The organism is Microbacterium sp. LMI1-1-1.1 (assembly GCF_040815675.1).
Taxonomy (GTDB): Bacteria; Actinomycetota; Actinomycetes; order Actinomycetales; family Microbacteriaceae; genus Microbacterium.
Genome location: NZ_JBFPNN010000008.1, coordinates 521,254 through 539,503, shown reverse-complemented (window position 1 = coordinate 539,503; position 18,250 = coordinate 521,254). Strand labels below are relative to the sequence as shown.

The 18,250-nt window shown below is 72.4% G+C and carries 13 protein-coding genes; 6 read left to right on the top strand and 7 right to left on the bottom strand.

Going from position 1 to position 18,250, the window contains the following annotated elements; all coding sequences use genetic code 11:
* Positions 1 to 17 precede the first annotated feature (17 nt).
* Positions 18 to 995, bottom strand: coding sequence for a siderophore ABC transporter substrate-binding protein (locus tag MRBLMI1_RS12020; protein WP_367733122.1), 978 nt, complete (start codon positions 993 to 995; stop codon positions 18 to 20).
* Positions 996 to 1,085: 90 nt separating this feature from the next.
* Here MRBLMI1_RS12020 and MRBLMI1_RS12015 point away from each other — a divergent pair, with 90 nt between their 5' ends.
* On the top strand, positions 1,086 to 1,889 hold the full coding sequence (locus MRBLMI1_RS12015) for a siderophore-interacting protein (RefSeq protein ID WP_367733120.1): 804 nt from the start codon (positions 1,086 to 1,088) through the stop codon (positions 1,887 to 1,889).
* A gap of 58 nt (positions 1,890 to 1,947) precedes the next feature.
* On the opposite strand, the gene MRBLMI1_RS12010 is transcribed toward MRBLMI1_RS12015, so the two are convergent.
* On the bottom strand, positions 1,948 to 3,936 hold the full coding sequence (locus tag MRBLMI1_RS12010; RefSeq protein ID WP_367733118.1) for a hypothetical protein: 1,989 nt from the start codon (positions 3,934 to 3,936) through the stop codon (positions 1,948 to 1,950).
* Entirely contained in the window at positions 3,933 to 4,901 is a 969-nt protein-coding gene (locus MRBLMI1_RS12005; RefSeq protein WP_367733116.1) for a GNAT family N-acetyltransferase, read from the bottom strand. The genes MRBLMI1_RS12010 and MRBLMI1_RS12005 overlap by 4 nt, the downstream gene beginning before the upstream one ends.
* 36 nt (positions 4,902 to 4,937) lie before the next feature.
* On the opposite strand from MRBLMI1_RS12005, the gene MRBLMI1_RS12000 reads away from it, so the two are divergent.
* A complete protein-coding gene (locus tag MRBLMI1_RS12000) occupies positions 4,938 to 5,228 on the top strand; it encodes a DUF4287 domain-containing protein (RefSeq protein ID WP_367733114.1) in 291 nt (96 codons plus the stop codon).
* 52 nt (positions 5,229 to 5,280) lie between these two features.
* Positions 5,281 to 6,138, top strand: a complete 858-nt coding sequence (locus MRBLMI1_RS11995; RefSeq protein ID WP_367733112.1) for a sulfurtransferase — start codon at positions 5,281 to 5,283, stop codon at positions 6,136 to 6,138.
* A gap of 64 nt (positions 6,139 to 6,202) precedes the next feature.
* Here MRBLMI1_RS11995 and MRBLMI1_RS11990 read toward each other — a convergent pair whose 3' ends face one another.
* Together MRBLMI1_RS11990 and MRBLMI1_RS11985 are read right to left on the bottom strand one after the other, a co-directional pair.
* On the bottom strand, positions 6,203 to 7,627 hold the full coding sequence (locus tag MRBLMI1_RS11990) for a flavin monoamine oxidase family protein (RefSeq protein ID WP_367733110.1): 1,425 nt from the start codon (positions 7,625 to 7,627) through the stop codon (positions 6,203 to 6,205).
* Positions 7,617 to 9,113 (bottom strand): HNH endonuclease signature motif containing protein, encoded by a 1,497-nt coding sequence (locus tag MRBLMI1_RS11985; protein WP_367733107.1) that lies wholly within the window; start codon positions 9,111 to 9,113, stop codon positions 7,617 to 7,619. Before MRBLMI1_RS11985 ends, MRBLMI1_RS11990 begins: the two co-directional genes overlap by 11 nt.
* A 270-nt stretch (positions 9,114 to 9,383) precedes the next feature.
* On the opposite strand from MRBLMI1_RS11985, the gene MRBLMI1_RS11980 reads away from it, so the two are divergent.
* Entirely contained in the window at positions 9,384 to 9,836 is a 453-nt protein-coding gene (locus MRBLMI1_RS11980; RefSeq protein ID WP_367733105.1) for an SRPBCC family protein, read from the top strand.
* A gap of 10 nt (positions 9,837 to 9,846) precedes the next feature.
* Here MRBLMI1_RS11980 and MRBLMI1_RS11975 read toward each other — a convergent pair whose 3' ends face one another.
* Positions 9,847 to 11,313, bottom strand: coding sequence for an amino acid permease (locus MRBLMI1_RS11975; protein WP_367733103.1), 1,467 nt, complete (start codon positions 11,311 to 11,313; stop codon positions 9,847 to 9,849).
* A gap of 179 nt (positions 11,314 to 11,492) precedes the next feature.
* On the opposite strand from MRBLMI1_RS11975, the gene MRBLMI1_RS11970 reads away from it, so the two are divergent.
* The gene (locus MRBLMI1_RS11970) at positions 11,493 to 12,695 is read left to right on the top strand and encodes a trans-sulfuration enzyme family protein (RefSeq protein WP_367733101.1); all 1,203 of its coding nucleotides are present in this window, start codon (positions 11,493 to 11,495) and stop codon (positions 12,693 to 12,695) included.
* Between the two features lie 28 nt (positions 12,696 to 12,723).
* The gene (locus MRBLMI1_RS11965) at positions 12,724 to 13,344 is read left to right on the top strand and encodes a histidine phosphatase family protein (RefSeq protein WP_367733099.1); all 621 of its coding nucleotides are present in this window, start codon (positions 12,724 to 12,726) and stop codon (positions 13,342 to 13,344) included.
* A 315-nt stretch (positions 13,345 to 13,659) separates the two neighbouring features.
* Here the strand turns inward: MRBLMI1_RS11965 and MRBLMI1_RS11960 are convergent, their stop codons facing one another.
* A complete protein-coding gene (locus tag MRBLMI1_RS11960; protein WP_367733096.1) occupies positions 13,660 to 18,240 on the bottom strand; it encodes a metallophosphoesterase in 4,581 nt (1,526 codons plus the stop codon).
* Between the last annotated feature and the right edge of the window lie 10 nt (positions 18,241 to 18,250).

The window sequence follows — 18,250 nt, the reverse complement described above, 5'->3', positions numbered from 1 at the left end:
CGGGCCCCCACCGGTGCTCAGGAGGCGAAGGCCTCGGCGGCCTGGCGGTACAGCTTCGTGTACGCCTGGATGCCCTCGTCGAGGTAGAAGCTGCCGTCGAGGTAGACGATCTGGCCCTTCTGCACGGCGGGGACGTTCTTCAGCGCCTCCGCGTTCTCGATGAGCTCTGCGGCTCCGACGTAGTTCTCCACTCCCAGCGGGGCGTCCCGGTCGAGCACGAAGAGCCACTCCGGGTTGGCCGCGGCGATCGCCTCGACGCTGATGTCATCGCCGTGCGACGAGTCCTCGGCCGAGCGCTCGAGCGCGGGGGTGAGACCGAGCGTCGGGAACAGGGTCCCGACGCCGCGGCCCTCGCCGGGGGCGGCGTAGGCGATCTTGCCGCCGGAGGTGATGAGGCCCATGACCGTCTGCGACGGGTCGTACGCGTCCTTCGCATCGGCGATCGCGGTGTCGAGGTCGGCGTTGAGCTGGGCCGCCTCGGCCTGCTTGTCGAAGACCTCGCCGAGGATCGTGGTCTGCCGCTTCAACTCGGAGGACTGGTCCTCGCCGTCGCGCGGGCTGGTCTCGATCGTGGCGGGCTGGATCTCCTTGAGCTGGTCGTAGAGCTCCCGGAAGCGGTAGCCGCCGATGATGAGGTCAGGCTCGGCCGCGACGATCGCCTCGACGTCCGGCTCGCGGTGCAGGCCCGCGTCGAGCACCTCGTCGCCGCCGGAGAGGTCGGGCCACAGGCCGTGCATCAGCGGCTTGGGCGCGGCGACGAGCGTCACTCCCCAGTCGCTGAGGGTCTGGAAGGTCGTGTTGTCGAGCGCGACCACGCGTTCCGGGTCGACGGGCACCTCGATCTCGCCGTGGTTGTCCTCGACGGTCACCGTGGTGGGAGCGGCCGAGGCGTCCGGCGCTTCCGCGGACGGACCGCTGGCGCATCCGGCGAAGGCGAGCGCGGTGACGGCGAGGGCCGCCGCCGCGGTGACAGAACGGAACGTGCGTGATCGCATGCGTATCTCTCCAGTGCTGTGTGTGTGATGGGGGCCGAGCACCTCCCAGAGGGCCGGCATGCGAGTTAGGTTAGCCTTAGCTTCGTGAAAATGTCGAACCGTCTCGCCGCCCCTCTTTCTTCGACGCCTCCCTCCGCGGCGCGCCTCGAGCCCCGGCGGCACGACCTCGTCTTCCGCCGCGCGACGCTCGCCCGTCGGACGTTCCTGACGCCCGCGTACGTGCGTCTCCGACTGGTCGGCGAGGAGCTGCGCGGCTTCGACTCGCCCGGCGCGGACGACCACATCCGGGTGTTCTTCCCCGAGGCCGGCGCCGTCACGGGCGACCTCCGCGAGGCGCCGAACCGCGAATACACCCCGGTCGACTGGGACGCCGCGGACGGACGCCTCGACCTCGAGTTCGCCCTGCACGGCGACGGCGTCGCAGGCAGATGGGCGGCCGAGGCGCCGATCGGAGCGCCGGCGGGGGTGGGCGGCCCGCGCGGATCCCTCGTCCTGGTCGGTCGCCCCGACGGCTGGCTCCTCGCCGGCGACGAGACCGCGGTGCCCGCGATCCGCCGGTTCGTCCGGACGATGGATGCCGCCGCCGTCGGGCGCATCGCCATCGAGGTGCCCGATGCGGCTCACGACCTCCCGGTCGACGCGCCGGCCGGGGTCGAGGTGGTGCAGCTGCACCGCGGAACCCGCCCCGCCGGGACCGAGCTGGCGGACTGGCTCGACGCGCTCGACGTCGAAGAGCGCCCCGACGGCAACGTGTTCGGCTTCGTCGCGGCCGAGCAGTCCATCGTGCGGTCCGGCCGCGCGCTGCTGCGGGATCGCTGGGCGCTCGACCCCGCCATGACGGTCGTGAAGGGGTACTGGAAGCGCGGGACGAGCGAGTACCACGCCCCGCACTGACAGTCGCCGCGACGACCGGCGGCGGCCCCGAGGGGCCGGCCCCGACCGTCCGCCGCCGTCAGGACCGTTCGGCTCCCGCGGCGAACGCGAGCACGCGCGCCGTGACGAACGGGGCGATGTACGGCGCGTCGGTGTCCGTCGGAGCAGGGTCCGTCGGGCTCGCGGCGGTCGCGGCGGACGACCGCAGGGCGGCATCCGCGAACGCACCGCGGAGGAAGGCGGCGTCGGCGCCGCCGGTCTGCACGGCCTCGATCGCGTGGACCGTCCATTCCTCGGCCACGGCTGCCCGCGTCAGGACGGCATTGCCGTCCGCGGCGTCCTCCGCAGTGGTGTCGCGGAGGGTGCCGTCCGCGGCGCGGCCGAGCGGCACGCCGTCCGGCACCATGGTCAGGACGGGGGCGCAGAGGACGTAGATCGACGTCGCGACGCTCAGCGCGGCCCAGCCCCCCGACGCAGGGCCGTCGGCCGCGCCGTCCCCGGCACCGTCCGCGGCCGTGGCGAGGGCGGTCAGGTCCTCACGGGCCGCGTCGATCGCCGCGAGGCGAAGCGGGAGGAGGTCGGCGGCATCCGTCGACCCCCCGGCGCTCTCGGCGTCCCCCGTCGGAAGAACGGCGGCCGCCGCATCCTCTGTGGCGATGGTCGCGCGACGCAGCAGCGACGCCAGCCCCGTGAGGTCCGCCCCGTCCGCCAGCGCGCCAGCGGCATCCGTGTCGGCGCCCTCCCCCGTCTCGCCGTCCGGGCGGATGTCCTCGGCCGCCTGCAGCGCCGAGGCGGCCACGACCGCCGCCGTCGTCGCGGACGCGGCTGTTCCGGCATCCGTCGTGTCCGACCCGGCGTCGGCTCCGCCCGTGGCGGCGAAGGTCTGCGCGGCGAACCGGCTCAGGGCATACGCGTCGACGGCCGAACGGGCGACCCGCAGGACGGCGTCGGCCTCGTCGAGAGACGCGGGCGGCGCGGCGAACAGCTGGTCGAGCAGGGCCTCGCTGGCCGCGGCGGTCCGGTCGGCGAGCTGCGCCGCGTCCGTCGCCGACACCCGCGCAGCCGTCGCCGCGGCCGCCAGGTCGAGCGCGCCGGCCGTCGCCTCGATGGCCCCCGTCACGTCGCCGGCCTCCTGCAACGCCGCCGCGCGATCAGCGGCGGCCGTCGCCGCCGTGGCCCGACCGGGATCGGCGCCGGAAGCCGCCGGATCCGCCAGGTCGTCGACGGCCGTCTCCAGACGCGCGGTCAGCGCGCGCAGCCCGGCATCGGCGGCATCCCCTCCCCCGCCGTCGTCCCCGGCCGCGGCCTGATCGCCGTCCGGCGCGACGGTCGGCAGCGGCGTGGGCGTGGCGGGCGGCGTGGGGAAGACGGATGCCGGGAGGTCCGCCCCCGTCACGACGCTGTACGCGGTCGCCACGTCGGCGACCTCGGAGACGGTCATGCCGCCGGTCGCCGCGAGCTGGTCGAGGTCGACGAGGGAGCCGGTGGCATCCGGAGCCGTCCGCTGCCCGGCGGGGACGAGGATCGTGTCGATGCCCCCGGCGTCGATGGCGGCCGAGACCATCTCGGGAAGCCCCGCGACCGGGCCGATGGTGCCGAGGGGGGTGACGGTTCCGGCGAGGGCGACGCCCGGCTGGACGTCGGTGTCGAAGTACAGCGCCAGGACGCCGACGGCGGTGATCGCACCGGCGGCGGGCGTCGCGATGCGCGCGTCGAAGCCGAAGGTGTACGCGGTGTCGGGCTGTGCGCCGGTGAGGAGGGTCGCCGCGGTGACGGCCGCCCACGTCCCGGACTGGGTGACCGCGTCGACGCCGCTGACGTCGTTCTCGGTGATGTCGATGCTGAGTCCGGCGCCGTCCGCGGGCGTCGCGGTGATCCGCTGCGTGGTGACGCCGCCCTTCGCGCCCGAGCTGTGGAGGACGGGCACGGTGAGCTCGGATCCGTCGAACGTCCCGTCCGATCCGCTCCCGAAGCCGAGGGAGAACGGCAGCGACAGTCCGCATGCGGAGAGCGCGATCGTCAGCGCCGCGAGCCCCGCGACGCCCTGGACGAGGCGGCGGCCCCTCACTCCCGCGCCTCGCTGACGTACAGTGCGCACGCGGTGTCGTAGTAGTCGGTCGTCGTCCCGTCGGACCTCATGCCGAGGCGTCGGGCGACGGCTCCGGATGCCGCGTTGGCGGGGTTCGTGACCGCGATGATCCGGTGGATGCCGGACGCGTGGGCGAGGGAGAGGACCGCCTGCGCCGCCTCGGTGGCGTAGCCGGCACCCCAGGCGTCGGGGTGGAAGTGCCACCCGATCTCGATCTCGGCGTCGCGGCCCCCGCCGGCCCCCTCCGACCAGGGGATGCGCTTGAGCAGCACCGATCCGAGTCGCCGGCCGTCGTGCCGGGTCACGGCCCGGACGCCGAGCACCCCGTCGGCGAGGGCGGTCCAGCGGTCCTGCAGGGCGTCGAGCTCGGCGGCATCCGTCATCACCCGTCCGTCGCCGAGGAAGCGCCGGACGTCGGTGCGGCGGTACATGTCGAAGAGGAAGTCCCGGTCCTCCGCGGTGCGGGTCCACTCGCGCAGCTGCAGCCGGTCGGTCCGCAGGTGGGTGCGACGCATCGGCAGGTGCGGGATGCCGTCCTCGGCGAACGGCGGGCCCGAGACGACGAATCCGAAGCGGGCGTACCAGTCGGCGAGGTGCGCCTGCGCGTCGAGGAGGGTCGGGATGCCGGGGGCGTCGACGTCCAGCTGACCGGTCGCCGCGCGCATGAGATCGGCGGCCAGGCCGCGCCCACGCGCCGCGGCGGAGGTCGCGACGCGGCCGATCCTCGTGTTCGCCGCCTCGCGGAGGATGCGCAGGGTCGCGAGGACCTCGCCGTCCTCTTCCGCCCAGAGGAGCTCGGCGCCCGACTCGATGTCGCGACCGTCGATCTCCGGATACGCGGCCTCCTGCTCGACGACGAAGACGCTCACCCGGAGCCAGAGGATCCGGTAGAGCGTCTCGGAGGGGATGTCGGCGACCGGGGCGCGATGGATCGAGACGGCCATCCTTCGACGCTAGCGCGTCGGGAGTACCCTTCCGTCATGTCGTTTCAGGCGTACCTCGACACCATCGAGAAGAAGACGGGGCTCACCCCGCGGCAGTTGATCGCGCTCGCCGAGGAGCGCGGGTTCGGACCGGGGACCACGGCGGGGCCCATCCTGCAGTGGGCCAAGGAGGAATACGACCTCGGGCGCGGTCACGGCATGGCGCTCGTGCACGTCATCACCAAGGGTCCGCAGATCAGCGAGAAGCACGTCGGGTCGGGCGGAACGCACGCGGATGCGAGCTCCACCCTGTGGCTCGACGGCGCGGCGACGAACCCCGACCGCTGACGACCTTCGCGGGCCGGACGCGTCGCGGGCGACGGAGGTCCAGACTGGGGACATGTCGACCGCGCCGATCCTCATCACCGCCGCCGCCCTGCACGAGGCTCTCACCGGACCCGGTGCGGACCGTGTCCGCGTGCTGGACGTGCGGTGGCGACTCGACCGGCCGGACGGCCGGCCGGAGTACGAGGCCGGACACATCCCCGGGGCGCAGTTCGTCGACCTGAACGTCGAGCTGGCGCGGCACGCAGGGCCGGAGGAGGGTCGGCATCCCCTGCCGTCCGTCGACGAGCTGCAGGCCGCGGCGCGGCGCTGGGGCATCTCGGACGGTGACACCGTCGTCGTGTACGACGACCTGAGCAACCTGTCGAGCGCCCGCGCGTGGTGGCTGCTCCGCCACTCCGGCGTCGCCGACGTGCGTCTGCTCGACGGAGCCCTGCGCACCTGGACCGAGGCGGGACTCCCCCTCGAGTCGGGCGCCGCGGCGCTGCCCGCGCCGGGGACCGTCTCGTTGTCGTACACGTCATTGCCCGTGCTCGCGCTCGAGGACGTCGCGGCCTTCGCCGACGACTCCCTCCTGCTGGATGCGCGTGCGGCGGAGCGGTACCGCGGGGAGGTGGAGCCCGTCGATCCGCGAGCGGGTCATGTGCCGGGGGCGGTGAGCGCGCCGACGACCGAGAACCTGGGACCGGACGGCCGGTTCCTGGCAGCGCCGGCGTTGCGGGAACGGTTCCGCCTGCTCGGCGCCGCGGACGGCGTCGGCGTCGGTGTCTATTGCGGGTCGGGTGTGACGGCCGCGCACCAGGCCGTCGCTCTGGCTCTGGCGGGTCTGGAGCCGCGGGTCTTCGTCGGCTCGTGGAGTCAGTGGGCGAACCACCCGGAGCTCCCGGCGGCGACCGGCCCGAACCCGTCCTGATCCCGCGGCTCGCCCTCGTCGTCCCGGGCCCCGTGCTCGTCGTCACACTCAGAGGTCTCCGTCGTCACGCCCAGAGGTCGCTGACGGCAACGGGTCGTTCGAGCACGTTCTGGGCGGCGCGATGACCTGAGAGCAGAGCGGCCGGCACCGTGGCGGGATCATCGCCCCACGTGGCCTCTCCGGCGAGATGGAGGACCGCCGGACCGCACGGCGCGGGGCGGAGGGGTTCCGCCAGGACGTCGTGGTCGGCGCCCACCGAGCCGGGCAGCATGTAGGCGTACGAGCCTCGGGAGAACGGGTCGTCCTGCCAGCGGGTCACCACCACGCTCGTCGGGTCCGGCACGGCGTCGCCGTAGAGGCGGCGCAGCTGCGCGACGCTGGACGCGGCGATGTCGTCGTCGCTCCAGTCGCGCGTGGCGATCGCCGCCGGTCCCGCGGCGAAGGTGAGGAGCGCCGGCTCGTCGTGGAGCCGTCCCAGGTCGTACCAGGAGTGCCACCATTCCCCCTCGGGCCCCAGCTGCCGGATGCCGTAGACCCCGTCCTCCCAGAACCGCTGGCGGAAGCGGAGGACGACCTTCTCGAACGCGTTCATGCGGAACAGCGCGAGGGCGCGCGCCTGCCGCGGGGGCAGGGGCGGCTCGAGGACCAGGTCCCCCGCCTGAAGCACCCCGACCGGAACGGTGACGATCGTCCGCGCCGCGGCGAAGGAGGCGTCCGCGGTGCTGATGACCACCCCCTCGGACGCCCAGGCGACGCGGGTGACCGCATGACCGAGGCGGACGTCCAGTCCGTCGGCCAGGCGCGAGGCGAGCTCGTCGTACCCGTCGGGGAAGACCACCTCGGGTCCGTCGATGACGTCGTCGTCGAGGCCGTGTGCACCGAGATGCATCATCGCCACACCGTACTGCTCCTGCGCACGGCGGTCGTTGTACTCGCGGACGCTCTCGACGCGCGCTGACGACCAGTCCTGCTCGGCGAGAGCCCGTTCCACCAGGTCACCGAAGGTCGCCTCGGATCCGGCGTCTGAGATGAGGCGTTCGAGCACGGTGTTGACGGTGCGGATGTCGTCGGCGTAGCGCCGGACGGCGTCGGGGCTCATGCGCGCCCCCGCGGCCTCGAAGTAGGTGAGCGGACGGCTGTCGGGCTGATAGCCGCCGACTGTGAACTCGACCATGCGCATCCCGAATGCCCGGGCCGCCTGCTCCACTGGACTGTCGTGGATGCCGTGGATCCACGAGGCGCCGCGGTCGGTGATGCGGCCGCCGGTCCGATCGGTCCAGACGCGTCCCCCCACCCTGCTGCGCGCCTCCAGGACGACCACGCGGTGCCCCTCTCGCTGCAGGAGTCGCGCGGCGGTGAGGCCGGCGATGCCCGCCCCGACGACGAGGGTGTCGATCCGGTCGGGTTTCCCCGCGGGGTCCGTCCCTGCAGCACCCGCCCCGACCCCTCCACCGGCGGACACGCTCGGGAGCTCTTGTTCAGCGGTCATGAGTTCTCCTTCGCCCCGGCGGCACGAGCGTATCCCCGTCGTCCTCCCCGCCCGGGGGCTGGACAGGTCGATCCGCCCGCCTAACGTCGCCTTCCTCCCGGGCGTCCGCCGCCGTTCCCTCCAGCTCGGTCGAGACGAAAGCGACGGCGGCGGGATACGCCTCCGGAACGTCGAGGTACGTGCGCCCCGTGGGGGAGGTCCACTCCAGGACTCCCCCGGGATGCTGGCGGACCGTCCACCGCGTGAACTGCTTCTGGCTGTGGTGGCGCTGGCACAGGTGAGCGAGATTGCCGACGTGGGTGGCTCCCCCGAGCGCGTGATCCCGGGTGTGATCCACCTCGCACCGGACGGCGGCGGCGGTGCAGCCGGGCCACCGGCAGCGACGGTCGCGAGCGCGCAGATGACGGTCGATGGCGGCTGTCCGTTGGTATGTGTCGGTGGCGAGCACCTCACCGGTCACCGGGTGGGTCAGGACGCGGTCCCAGGGCACGGTCGTCGCCTCCGCGAGGGCGCGGGCGGTCGCCACGTCGACCGGCCCGTGACCCACGAGCTCGGCGGGCGCGAGGTTTTCCGATTCGGGGGTGAGCATGGTGAGGACCGGCACGACGACCTGCACCCGTGCGCGGATCGCCCCGAGCGTCCCCGGCCCGTCTCCCTCCCGCGTGGGATCGGCGGCGGGCGCGGCGGTGAGAAGCATGTCGGTGAGGATGTCCGCCCTGACCTGATCCGTCGTGCGTTCGTCCGCGGGGTCCGGCCCGTCCGGAACCGCCTCTCCGGTGGGCCTTTCTGACGCACGGGTCGCTTCGTCCGCGGCATCCAGCGCCGGGCCCGACCGCAGGTCGATGAGCGCGTGAGCCTGCTGGGTGAGACGGTCGTAGATCGCCGCCGCGTGCACCGGATGGAGGGTCGCGATCAGATCCGAGGTGCCGTCCGTCCCCGGCACGAGACGAACGCCGCGCCTCTCGTGGGCGGCCCGGTGACGTTGCGTCACCGTCGTGGGGTGGAGCCGTTCCGCCATCGCGGCCAGCGTCGTGCGCAACCGCCCCGGCGACAGTCCCGGCGACACCTCCACCGCCAGCCGGTCGAATTCGCCCTTCCGCCCGGGAGGGACCCGCGCGCCGACATCCGCGATGACGCGGACGTGCGACCGGGACAGCGCCCCCGCCTCCCAGGCGGCGACGACCCCCGGCAGGGAGGATGACAGCGTCATCGCCTCGTCGATCTGCCGCTGGACGGACCGGTCCGACAGCGCGGTCGCCGCCGCGATCTCCGACGCCACCTCTCGCAACGCCATCTCGGAAGCCCGGACGCGGGACCTCTGCCCTGCCATCGCCTCCTGGGCGTACCGGCCCGCCGCCGCCAGCGCCCGCACCCGCCGCGCCTCCGCTGCGGCGACCGCCGCCTCGGCCGTCACGACCTCGTCGACCACTCCGGCGAGGGCGTCGAGTGCCGGGAGGCCGGGCAACGCGGGAGGCGTGGAAATCATGTCCCCACGCTAGGGCGATGCGCAGACGAAGACCAGGTCAAATGCCCTTTCCGTGGACAACTCACGGCGGTCTGCGCTTGGGGAGGAACCGTCCCGAGGCGCGCATCCGAACGGCGCACCCCCGCGGTCATTCTGCCGTCTTCCCGACCTCGCCTCCACCAGGAAGCGGACAGCGCGAGCCGGTGGCATCCCCTCTGCCCCTTCCCGACCCCCACCCGGCCCGCCGCGCCCGGGATCATGACAGGCTCGACCCGAGGGGAAGGGGCGCTCATGTTCCACGTGACGGAGACCATCGACATCGCCGGTCCGCCGGACGCGGTGTTCGCATTCCTGACGGATCCGGCGCGGCGTCCGCAGTGGGATCACACGGTCGTGTCGGAGCAGCTGCTGACGCCCCCGCCGGTCGCGCCCGGCAGCAGGATCCGCACCCGCATGAGCGTGATGGGACGCGAGGTCGAGTTCGAATGGCGTGTGACGGCCTTCGACGCGCCGCGCGAGATGGCGGCCGAGAGCGACTCCGGCACCCTCCCGGCGCGCATGCGGTTCGATCTCGAGGCGACGGACACGGGATGCCGCGTCCGCAGCTCGCTCGAGGCGGAGCCGACGGGTCTGCTGCGCTTCGTCGAGCCCATCGTCGAAGGCACCGCCCGCTCGACGCTGGCGGAGGGCCTGGCCCGCGCCAAGCGGCTCATCGAGGAGGAGCGTTCCGCGGGCAGGACGTGAGGGCCGAGGCTCAGTCGCGGCGGTCGACGGGCGCCTCTTCGTTCACGACGGGCGCGGGTACGCGCCCGCGACGTCCGTAGCGCAGCCAGAAGTATCCGTAGCAGAGCAGGACGAACGGGATGCCGAAGTACAGCGCCGGCGCCTGGGCGGGATCGAAGGCGATGGCCACGATGGATGCCGTGAGCAGCACGAACGCCACGATTGGCACGGCCGGGTAGAACGGCGTGCGGTACGGCAGCGTCGCGGGGTCTCCCCCGCCGGCGACGAACTGACGGCGGTGGAAGAACTGGGCGGCGACGATCGAGATCCACACGGCCACCGCCGCGAAGCCCGCGATCGACACCAGTACCAGATAGACGGTCTCGGCGGCGATCACGCTGGAGATGAGCGACACCAGCCCGACTCCCAGGCTCACGAGCAGGGCGAGGAGCGGGATGCCGCGCCGCGTGAGTCGCGTGAACACCCGGGGCGCCTGCCCCTCCTCGGCGAGCGAGAAGAGCATGCGCGCACAGGAATACAGTCCGCTGTTCCCGACGGACAGCAGGGCTGTGATGACGACGAAGTTCATGATGTCCGCCGCGAAGGGGACGCCGACGTACTCGAAGACGTCGACGAACGGGCTCGAGGTCACACCCGCCTGCTCGTAGGGCAGCAGGGCGGCGATGACGGCGATCGAGCACACAAACAGCACCAGCAGGCGGACGACCGTCGAGCGCAGGGCACGCGGGATGTTGCGGGCGGGATCCTTCGTCTCCCCGGCGGCGACGCCCACCAGCTCCGCGCCGCTGAAGGCGTAGAACACCGCGAGGGAGGTGATCAGCACCCCGCCGATCCCCGCGGGGAGCAGCCCCTCGGGCGTCGTGAAGTTGCTGAACAGCACGGCACCCGGATTCTCCGCAGACAGCGGGGTGAAGCCGAAGATCGCCATCCCGCCGAGCACGATCAGCGCGACGATCGCCACCACCTTGATGAGCGCGAACCAGAACTCGGTCTCGCCGAACACGCGCGCCGAGATGGCGTTGAGGGTGAAGAGCACCCCGGCGAAGACGAGACACCAGACCCACACGTCGACCTGCGGGAACCACCGCTGCATGAGGATCCCGGATGCCGTGAACTCCGAGCCGAGCGCCACGACCCAGCACAGCCAGTACATCCACGCCGTGGCGAACCCCGTCGCCGGCCCCATCGTCCTGGCCGCGTAGATGTGCAGCGACCCCGACACGGGGTAGGCGACCGCGAGCTCGCCGAGGCACATCATGACGAGCCACACGACGAACGCGCCGAGCAGGTAGGCGATGACGGCGCCGAGCGGCCCCGCCTGATGGATCGTGTAGCCGGAGCTGAGGAAGAGCCCGGACCCGATGACCCCGCCGAGCGCGATCATCACCAGGTGGCGCGCGTCCATCGATCGGCGCAGCGTCCGCGGCGACTCCTCGGATGGGGACTGCTCGGCGGGATGCGCGACGGTTCGCTTCATGGGTCTTCTCTCGTTCGGGTGCCGTCCGGGGCCGGTGGGCTCGGGAACGCCGCCGGTCAGAGTAATCGAAATAGCGGACGGCGGCGCTCACTACGCTGGGACGACGACCCCGGTGGACGGCAGCGACGCCGCGGATCACCCGCTCCTCCGTCGGTCGCCGCGACAGGAAGGCCACCGAGATGACGTCACGCCCCGACCGCTCCGACGCCGCGACCCTCCGCGAGTCCAGCCTCGCCGTGCACGCCGGGATCGAGCTCGACAGCACCCGGGCGCTCCGCACGCCGCTCGTGATGGCGAACTCGTACGCCCTGCCCGACGATCCGAGCGAGATCAGCTGGTCCGCGACCGGGCCCGGCCTGTACACCCGCAACTCGGGACACAACCAGCTCGCTCTGGAACGGAAGCTCGCCGCTCTCGACGGTGGCGAGGAGGCCGTCGCCCTCGCGTCCGGTGTCGCGGCGCTGCACGCCGTGTTCTTCACCCACGTGCAGGCGGGCGACCACGTCGTCGTCAGCGATGTCGTCTACGAGGCCACCTGGCGGCTGTGGACCGAGCTGCTGCCCCGTCGCTACGGCATCCAGGCCACATTCGTGGATGTGACGGATCCGGATGCCGTGCGCGCGGCGATGCGCCCGGAGACGCGGCTGTTGTGCGTCGAGGCCGTCGCCAACCCGACGACGAAGGTGGCTGACATCGCGATGCTGGCCGGGATCGCGCACGAGGCCGGCGCGGTCCTGATGGTCGACTCGACGTTCACTCCCCCGCCGTTCTACCGCCCCCTGGCCGACGGCGCGGACCTCGTCGTCCACTCGTTGACGAAGTACATCAACGGGCACGGCGACGCGATGGGAGGTGCCGTCATCGGGCGTTCCGAGCTCATCGCGCCCATCAAGGCCGACGCGATGGTCGATGTGGGCGGGGTGATCTCCCCGTTCAACGCCTGGTTGATCCAGCGCGGGTCGGTGACGCTGCCGCTGCGTCTCCGTCAGCACTTCGCGTCGGCCCAGCGCATCGCCGACATGCTCGCGGCGGACCCGCGCGTGGCGTTCGTCGCCTATCCGGGACTCGCCTCCCATCCCGGCCACGATGTCGCGCGACGGCAGTTCGCCGACCGGGGATACGGCGGGATGATGGCGTTCGCCGTCGACGGCGACCCCGACACCCAGAACCGGTTCGTCGCGTCGCTCCGCCTCATCACGTCGGGCTTCTCCCTCGGCCACGACGACAGCCTGATCGTCCACACCGCGGCGGACGGCCCCCGCACGGCGACGTATCCCGAGGAGTTTCGACGTTTCGGGCACCTGCGCCTGTCGGTGGGGCTGGAGGACCCCGACGATCTGCTCGCCGACCTGGGGGCGGCACTGGATGCCGTCGGCGCCTGACCCGGCAGCGAGGGAGCAGGATGAACGCATGAAGGACGACGAGCTGACCGAACCCGACGGGCGCCTCGTGCTCGTGCGACACGGCGAGACCGAATGGAGTCGCTCCGGCCGGCACACCGGCCTCACGGACATCCCCCTGACCGAGACGGGCGCGTACAAGGCCGAGCTGGCGGGGACGCTCCTCGCGACACGGTCGTACGACCTCGTCCTGACGAGCCCGCTGCAGCGCGCGGTCGAGACGGCGCGGCGAGCGGGGTACCCGCAGGCGCGGCCGGAGCCCCGGCTGGTGGAGTGGGACTACGGCGCCTACGAGGGGCTGACGACGCCGCAGATCGTCGCCCAGCTCGGCCGACCCTGGACGATCTGGCAGGCGGGCTCCCCCGCAGGGGCGACGCCGGGCGAGACCGTCGCGCAGGTCACCGCGCGCGCCGCGTCGCTCCTGGACGAGCTCCGCCCGCGGGTTCAGGCGGGACAGCAGATCCTGGTGTTCTCGCACGCCCACGTCCTCCGCGCCCTCGCCGGCGTGTGGCTCGGTCTCACCGCCGCCGGCGGGCGGTACTTCGTCCTCGGCACCTCGGCGGTCAGCGAGCTGGGGTTCGAGCACGGCTCCGAGGTCATCACGCAGTGGAACCACGTCCGCGGGCGCTGAGACCGCGGAGGACCCGCCGACGGAAAATCATCACGGAAACATAACGACAGCTCTTCCCTTCCGTTATCTCACCGTTATAGAGTGCAAGCACGGTAGTTGTTTTGCTGTGGCAGCTACCGACATGTGATTGCAGGACACTCTTGGTGCAAGGGACAAGGGCCGGTCGGAAGCCTCTCCGACCGGCCCTTACTCTGTCCCGGGATCGATGGCGTCACCCGGTCCTCCGTCCGCGAGATCACGTGGTCTCGGCGAGATCCCACGCTCGGTCGCGCCGGATCACGTGACCTCGGCGGGATCACGTGATCTCGGCGCGGCTCAGGAGCGCCGCGCCCGGCGGCGCAGGAGGAGGAGCACACCGCCCACTGCCATGAGCACCCCCGCAGCGAGGGCCCAGGGCAGGAAGGCCGCGGCATCCGTTCCGGTCACCGCCAGCGGATTGCGTCCCGGAGTGTCGCCCGCCCCGGCGCCGACTCCCGGCGCACCTGCGCCACCGTCCGCGCCCGGCTGGCCGGACCCACCCGCACCCGGCAGCCCCGGCTCACCCGGCAGCCCCGGCTCACCCGGCAGCCCCGGCTCGCCGGGCTCGACCGGCTCACCCGGCTCGACCGGCGCGGCGAGGACGGAGAACAACGACACACGCGAGTAGTCGACCGCGCCGAACGGGTCGCTCGACCGGACGTACCAGCCCCGTTCGCCCGGCTCGGCGACCGGCCACGACGCGGACAGGATCGTTCCGCTGGCGACGTCGGAGAACGACGCGATCTCCGCCGCCCCCAGGATCTCGGCGGAGAAGGCATCGGTTCCCAGCCGACGCTCGACGGGTTCGATGCCGAGCTGGTCGTAGGTGAGCTCGAACTCCTGGTTCACGTAAGGATCGTCCGCGGGTCCGAGCAGGCTCGGCTCGTCGGCGTTGTACCGGTCGAGGGACGGCGAGTAGGTGCGCACCATCATGCGCTCGCCCTCGTTGTCGAAGTGGAGCAGCCGCAGGTACCCGAGACCGCCCTCGGGCAGGCCCTGGTAGTCGAACAGCATCGAGTACACGGTGCGGTCGTCGATACCGTCCCCGTCGTCGTCGAACGCGTCGGTCCGGAGGAACGCGTCGTGATAATGGCCGGACATGACCATCCGCACGTTCGGGTTCGGGGCGACGACCTCGTCGAGCACACGCTGCGGGATCGCCCCCAGACCGCCCGTGGTGAGGATGAACTCGTGCTGGGCGATCACCGCGACACGGTCCGGGTAACGCTGCAGCACCTCGTTCATCCACGCGATCGACGCATCGTCCGGCAGCCAACCGGTGTACAGCATGAGGAAGTCGATGCCGCCGGCGGACACGAGGTCGTAGTGCCCGCGGTTGTCGGCGTAGCTCCCGCCGTACCACGGGGTGTCCGCGAACCGCGCCTCGCCGAAGTAGCGGCCGAAGTTCGTGTAGTCGCCGACGTCGTGGCCGACGTCGTGGTTCCCCGCGAGCACGCCGTAGGGAAGCCCCGCGGCATCCAGGCGTGCGTACTCCACGTCCGCGCGGTCCCACTGCTCGAGCTGGTCGTAGTCGTCCACGATGTCGCCGGTGTGGAACACGTACTGCAGGTTCAGCTCGTCCCGCCGGTCGAGGAAGTAGGAGTGGATCGCCTGCTGATGCCTGTACGGCCCGCCCTCGAGGGTGTTCTCGTTGTAGTACTGCGTGTCCGACTCCCACCCGAGCGTGAAGTCGTACTCCGATCGCGGCACATCGGCGGGGTTGTGGGGCGTCACGGCGGTGTCGCGGGTGCTCCGGTCGGGGGCCGCGAAGCCCTCCGAGTGCTGCACGAGCATCCGCACAGACCCGTCGACCGTGTACGCGTCCACGGGGACGACCCCGTCGAGCGTGAAGGCCTCGTCGCCCGTCAGCGCCACGTGCCGGTCGACCTCGTCCCACCCCGACCCGTCCGGGCGGAGCGCCGACAGGATGACGGTCGCTCCCGCATTCGCGCGGCCCGCCCACGTCGCGCGGACCTCCGCGCCCGCGTCGGCGGAGTCCACGGCGATGTCGAACGCCTGGTACGGGAAGGCCTCCCGGCTGGCGACGTCGTCGCCGGCGCCGTCGACCTCCGCCAGCGTCCGGGCCTGAGCCGGCGAGAGCGTGACGGGGGTGGCGCGCTCGACGGCGGCCGCATCGGCCACGGTGCCCGACTGCGCCTCGATGTCGCCGTCGGCGAGGTCCAGACGGCGTCCTTCGAGGAAGGCCACGTCGAGGGCGTCGCCCTGCGGATCCTCGACCTTGGCCTGCAGCGTCACGTCGCCGGCCGTCACCTCCGCGCCCTCGGCGGGAGCGAGCATACCGGCGGCGGGTTGCTCGTCGTACGTCTCGAAGGTCGCGCTCCACGTCGCCGCGTTGCCCAGGGCATCGGTGGCGACGATCTCGAGGACGTGGTCACCGGCGACCAGATCGACCGACGAGGTCTGGAAGGGGAGCGGGATCTCGCGACCGTCCAGGCGCGCCGTCACGGCGGCGACGCCGGAGCCCGTGTCCTCCACCGCGGCGTCGATGTCGATGACGCCGCGGTAGGCGGTGCCGTCCTCGATGCGCGAGGTCACGACCGGGGCGGTGTTGTCGACACGCACCGTGCGCGCCACCGTCTCGTCTCCGTCGGTGGCGGAGACCGCGGCGTCGCCGTCCGCGCGCGCGGCGGTGTCCCACGTGTGGGAGACGGCGGAGAACGCGTCCTCCGGGATGTCGAAGCGCGCGTCGAAGAAGTCGAGCTTGCCGGCGCTGTCACCCATGCGGAGGATCGCCGCCGGGTCGGCATAGTCCGCCGGGGTCAACGTGCGTCCGTCCGGGAGGACGAGGCGGAGCCCGCGGATCTCGAAGTCGTCGTTGTTCTCGTCCGGGTCGATCTCCGGGGCCTTCTTCGTCCCCGCCCAGACGGACACGGTCAGGTCGTCACCGCGCACGACGTGCTCCAACGGCACGGGCGTCGCGATGGTCTCCCACCCTTCCGTGCCCGTGTCGAAGATCGTCAGCACCTCGTCGCCGACGCGCACACCGTTCTTGAAGTAGTAGTTCACGTTGGTCGCCTCGAAGACGAACATGGGTCGCGCCTCGAGGCTGGGCGTCGTCTCCACCGTCCGACCGTCGATCGACAGCGCGAGGGGGCTGGGGTAGGCGTCACCGGATGCCACGACCTCGGTGCTGCCGCTGACGAACCGGCCCTCGTCCAGGTTGAGTCGGACGGGGTCCGTCGACACGCCGGCCACCGTGACACGGTGTTCGGCGGTGCGGGCGATGTTCGTCCCGTCCCGCGCCTCGACGGTGTACGCGTACCACCGCTTGCCGGTGAGGTCGACGGCCTTCACCGTGTGACGGTAGACGCCGTCGCCGGAGTCGGTGAGGTTCACGCGGAGGGGCTCCGGGTCGACGTCGTTCCCCAGCGTGAGCGTCGCGGTCCGCACGTCCACGTCGTCGGAGAGGGCGAATTCCAGGGTGAAGTCCTGACCGGTCGCGATCTCCCCCGGCGTGCGGTCCACGACCAGCGGCTCCTCGACGTCCGCCGGGACGTCGGCGAGCGCGGCGGGCACCTGGTCCGGCTGCACGGCGCCGGGCGTCGCCGGCACGATGTCGACGAGACGCTGACGTGCGAGGTCGTCCCCGGTGGTGTAGCGGATGCCGCGGTCGGCCTGCGTGTCGTCGCGCCCGTCGAGGTTGTAGAACGCCGTGCTGATGACGTGGCCGGTGTTCGTCGCCACCTGCACGCCCCGTGGGCTGCCGTTGGCCATGCCGGCGGACGAGATCTCGACGAGGTCCGTCCCGGCGGTGAGGGCGGTACCGAAGCGCCGGTTGAAGTCCTCGGCGGTGAGCGCGTCGTTCGCGCCGTTCTTGATCCAGAAGACCAGGGTCCCGCCGCCGGGGATGACGACGTCCGCCGGCACGGCCGGCCACCGGCTCACCGTGCCCTCGACGGGGTAGAGGTAGTCGATCGCGTAGTCGCCGAAGTCGATCGGCGCGCGGGTGGCGTTGTAGACCTCGATGAACTCGTACCCGTCCGATCCGCCGACGTTCGTCGAGTCGGGCAGGAGCTCCGTCACCTGCAGCGGAGCGGTCGGTCCGGTCGGCGCGGGGGTCGGCTGCGGCGCAGGGGTCGTCGGCTCCGGTGCGGGGGTCGTCGTCGGCTCCGGCGCAGGAGTCGTCGGCTCCGGCGCCGGGGTCGTCGGCTCCGGCGCAGGGGGCGTCGGCTCCGGTGCAGGAGTGCTGGGCGCAGGCGTCGGCGTCGCCCCCGGGCGGGTCACCGCCTCGGGCAGCACGGCGCCCGGAGACGGGGCGGCGTTGACCCCGAACACGTCGAGGCGGGGCTGGGCGGGGTCGCCGGCCAGCCGGAAGTGCGTCGCGAGACCCACCCCGAACCCGGCCGCGGGCGCATGCGACCACGAGACGAGCTCGCCGTCGTCGAGAACCCGGATGCCGCGGTCCCCGCCGTTCGCGATGCCCCCCTGTCCCGTCAGCCGGGCCACCTGCACGTCGGCGGGCACGTTGTGGGCGCCGCGGAACTCCTCGACGGTCCGGACCGACGTGTCGACGCTGGCGTTGGTGTAGCTCACCCAGAGGAGGGCGGTCTCGCCGACGGCGAGGGTGAGCGGTTCGGCGGTGAGCGCGACGTCCCTCGTGCGGTCCGCCGAGTCGCTGTAGGAGTACGCGAACGAGATCCCGGCCGCGGACAGGTCGACCACGGCATCCGAGACGTTGTGGATCTCGACGTACTCCCACGTGTCGACCCCCGGGTTGTCCGCGACGATCTCCGTCACCACGATCGGCGCCGAGGTCGCGACGGCCGCGACGGCCGGTGCGGACAGCACCGGCACGGCGCCCGCGGCGAGCGCGGTCGCCAGAGCGGCGGAAAGGACACGGGGATGCGGAGAGCGCATGGCAGGGCCA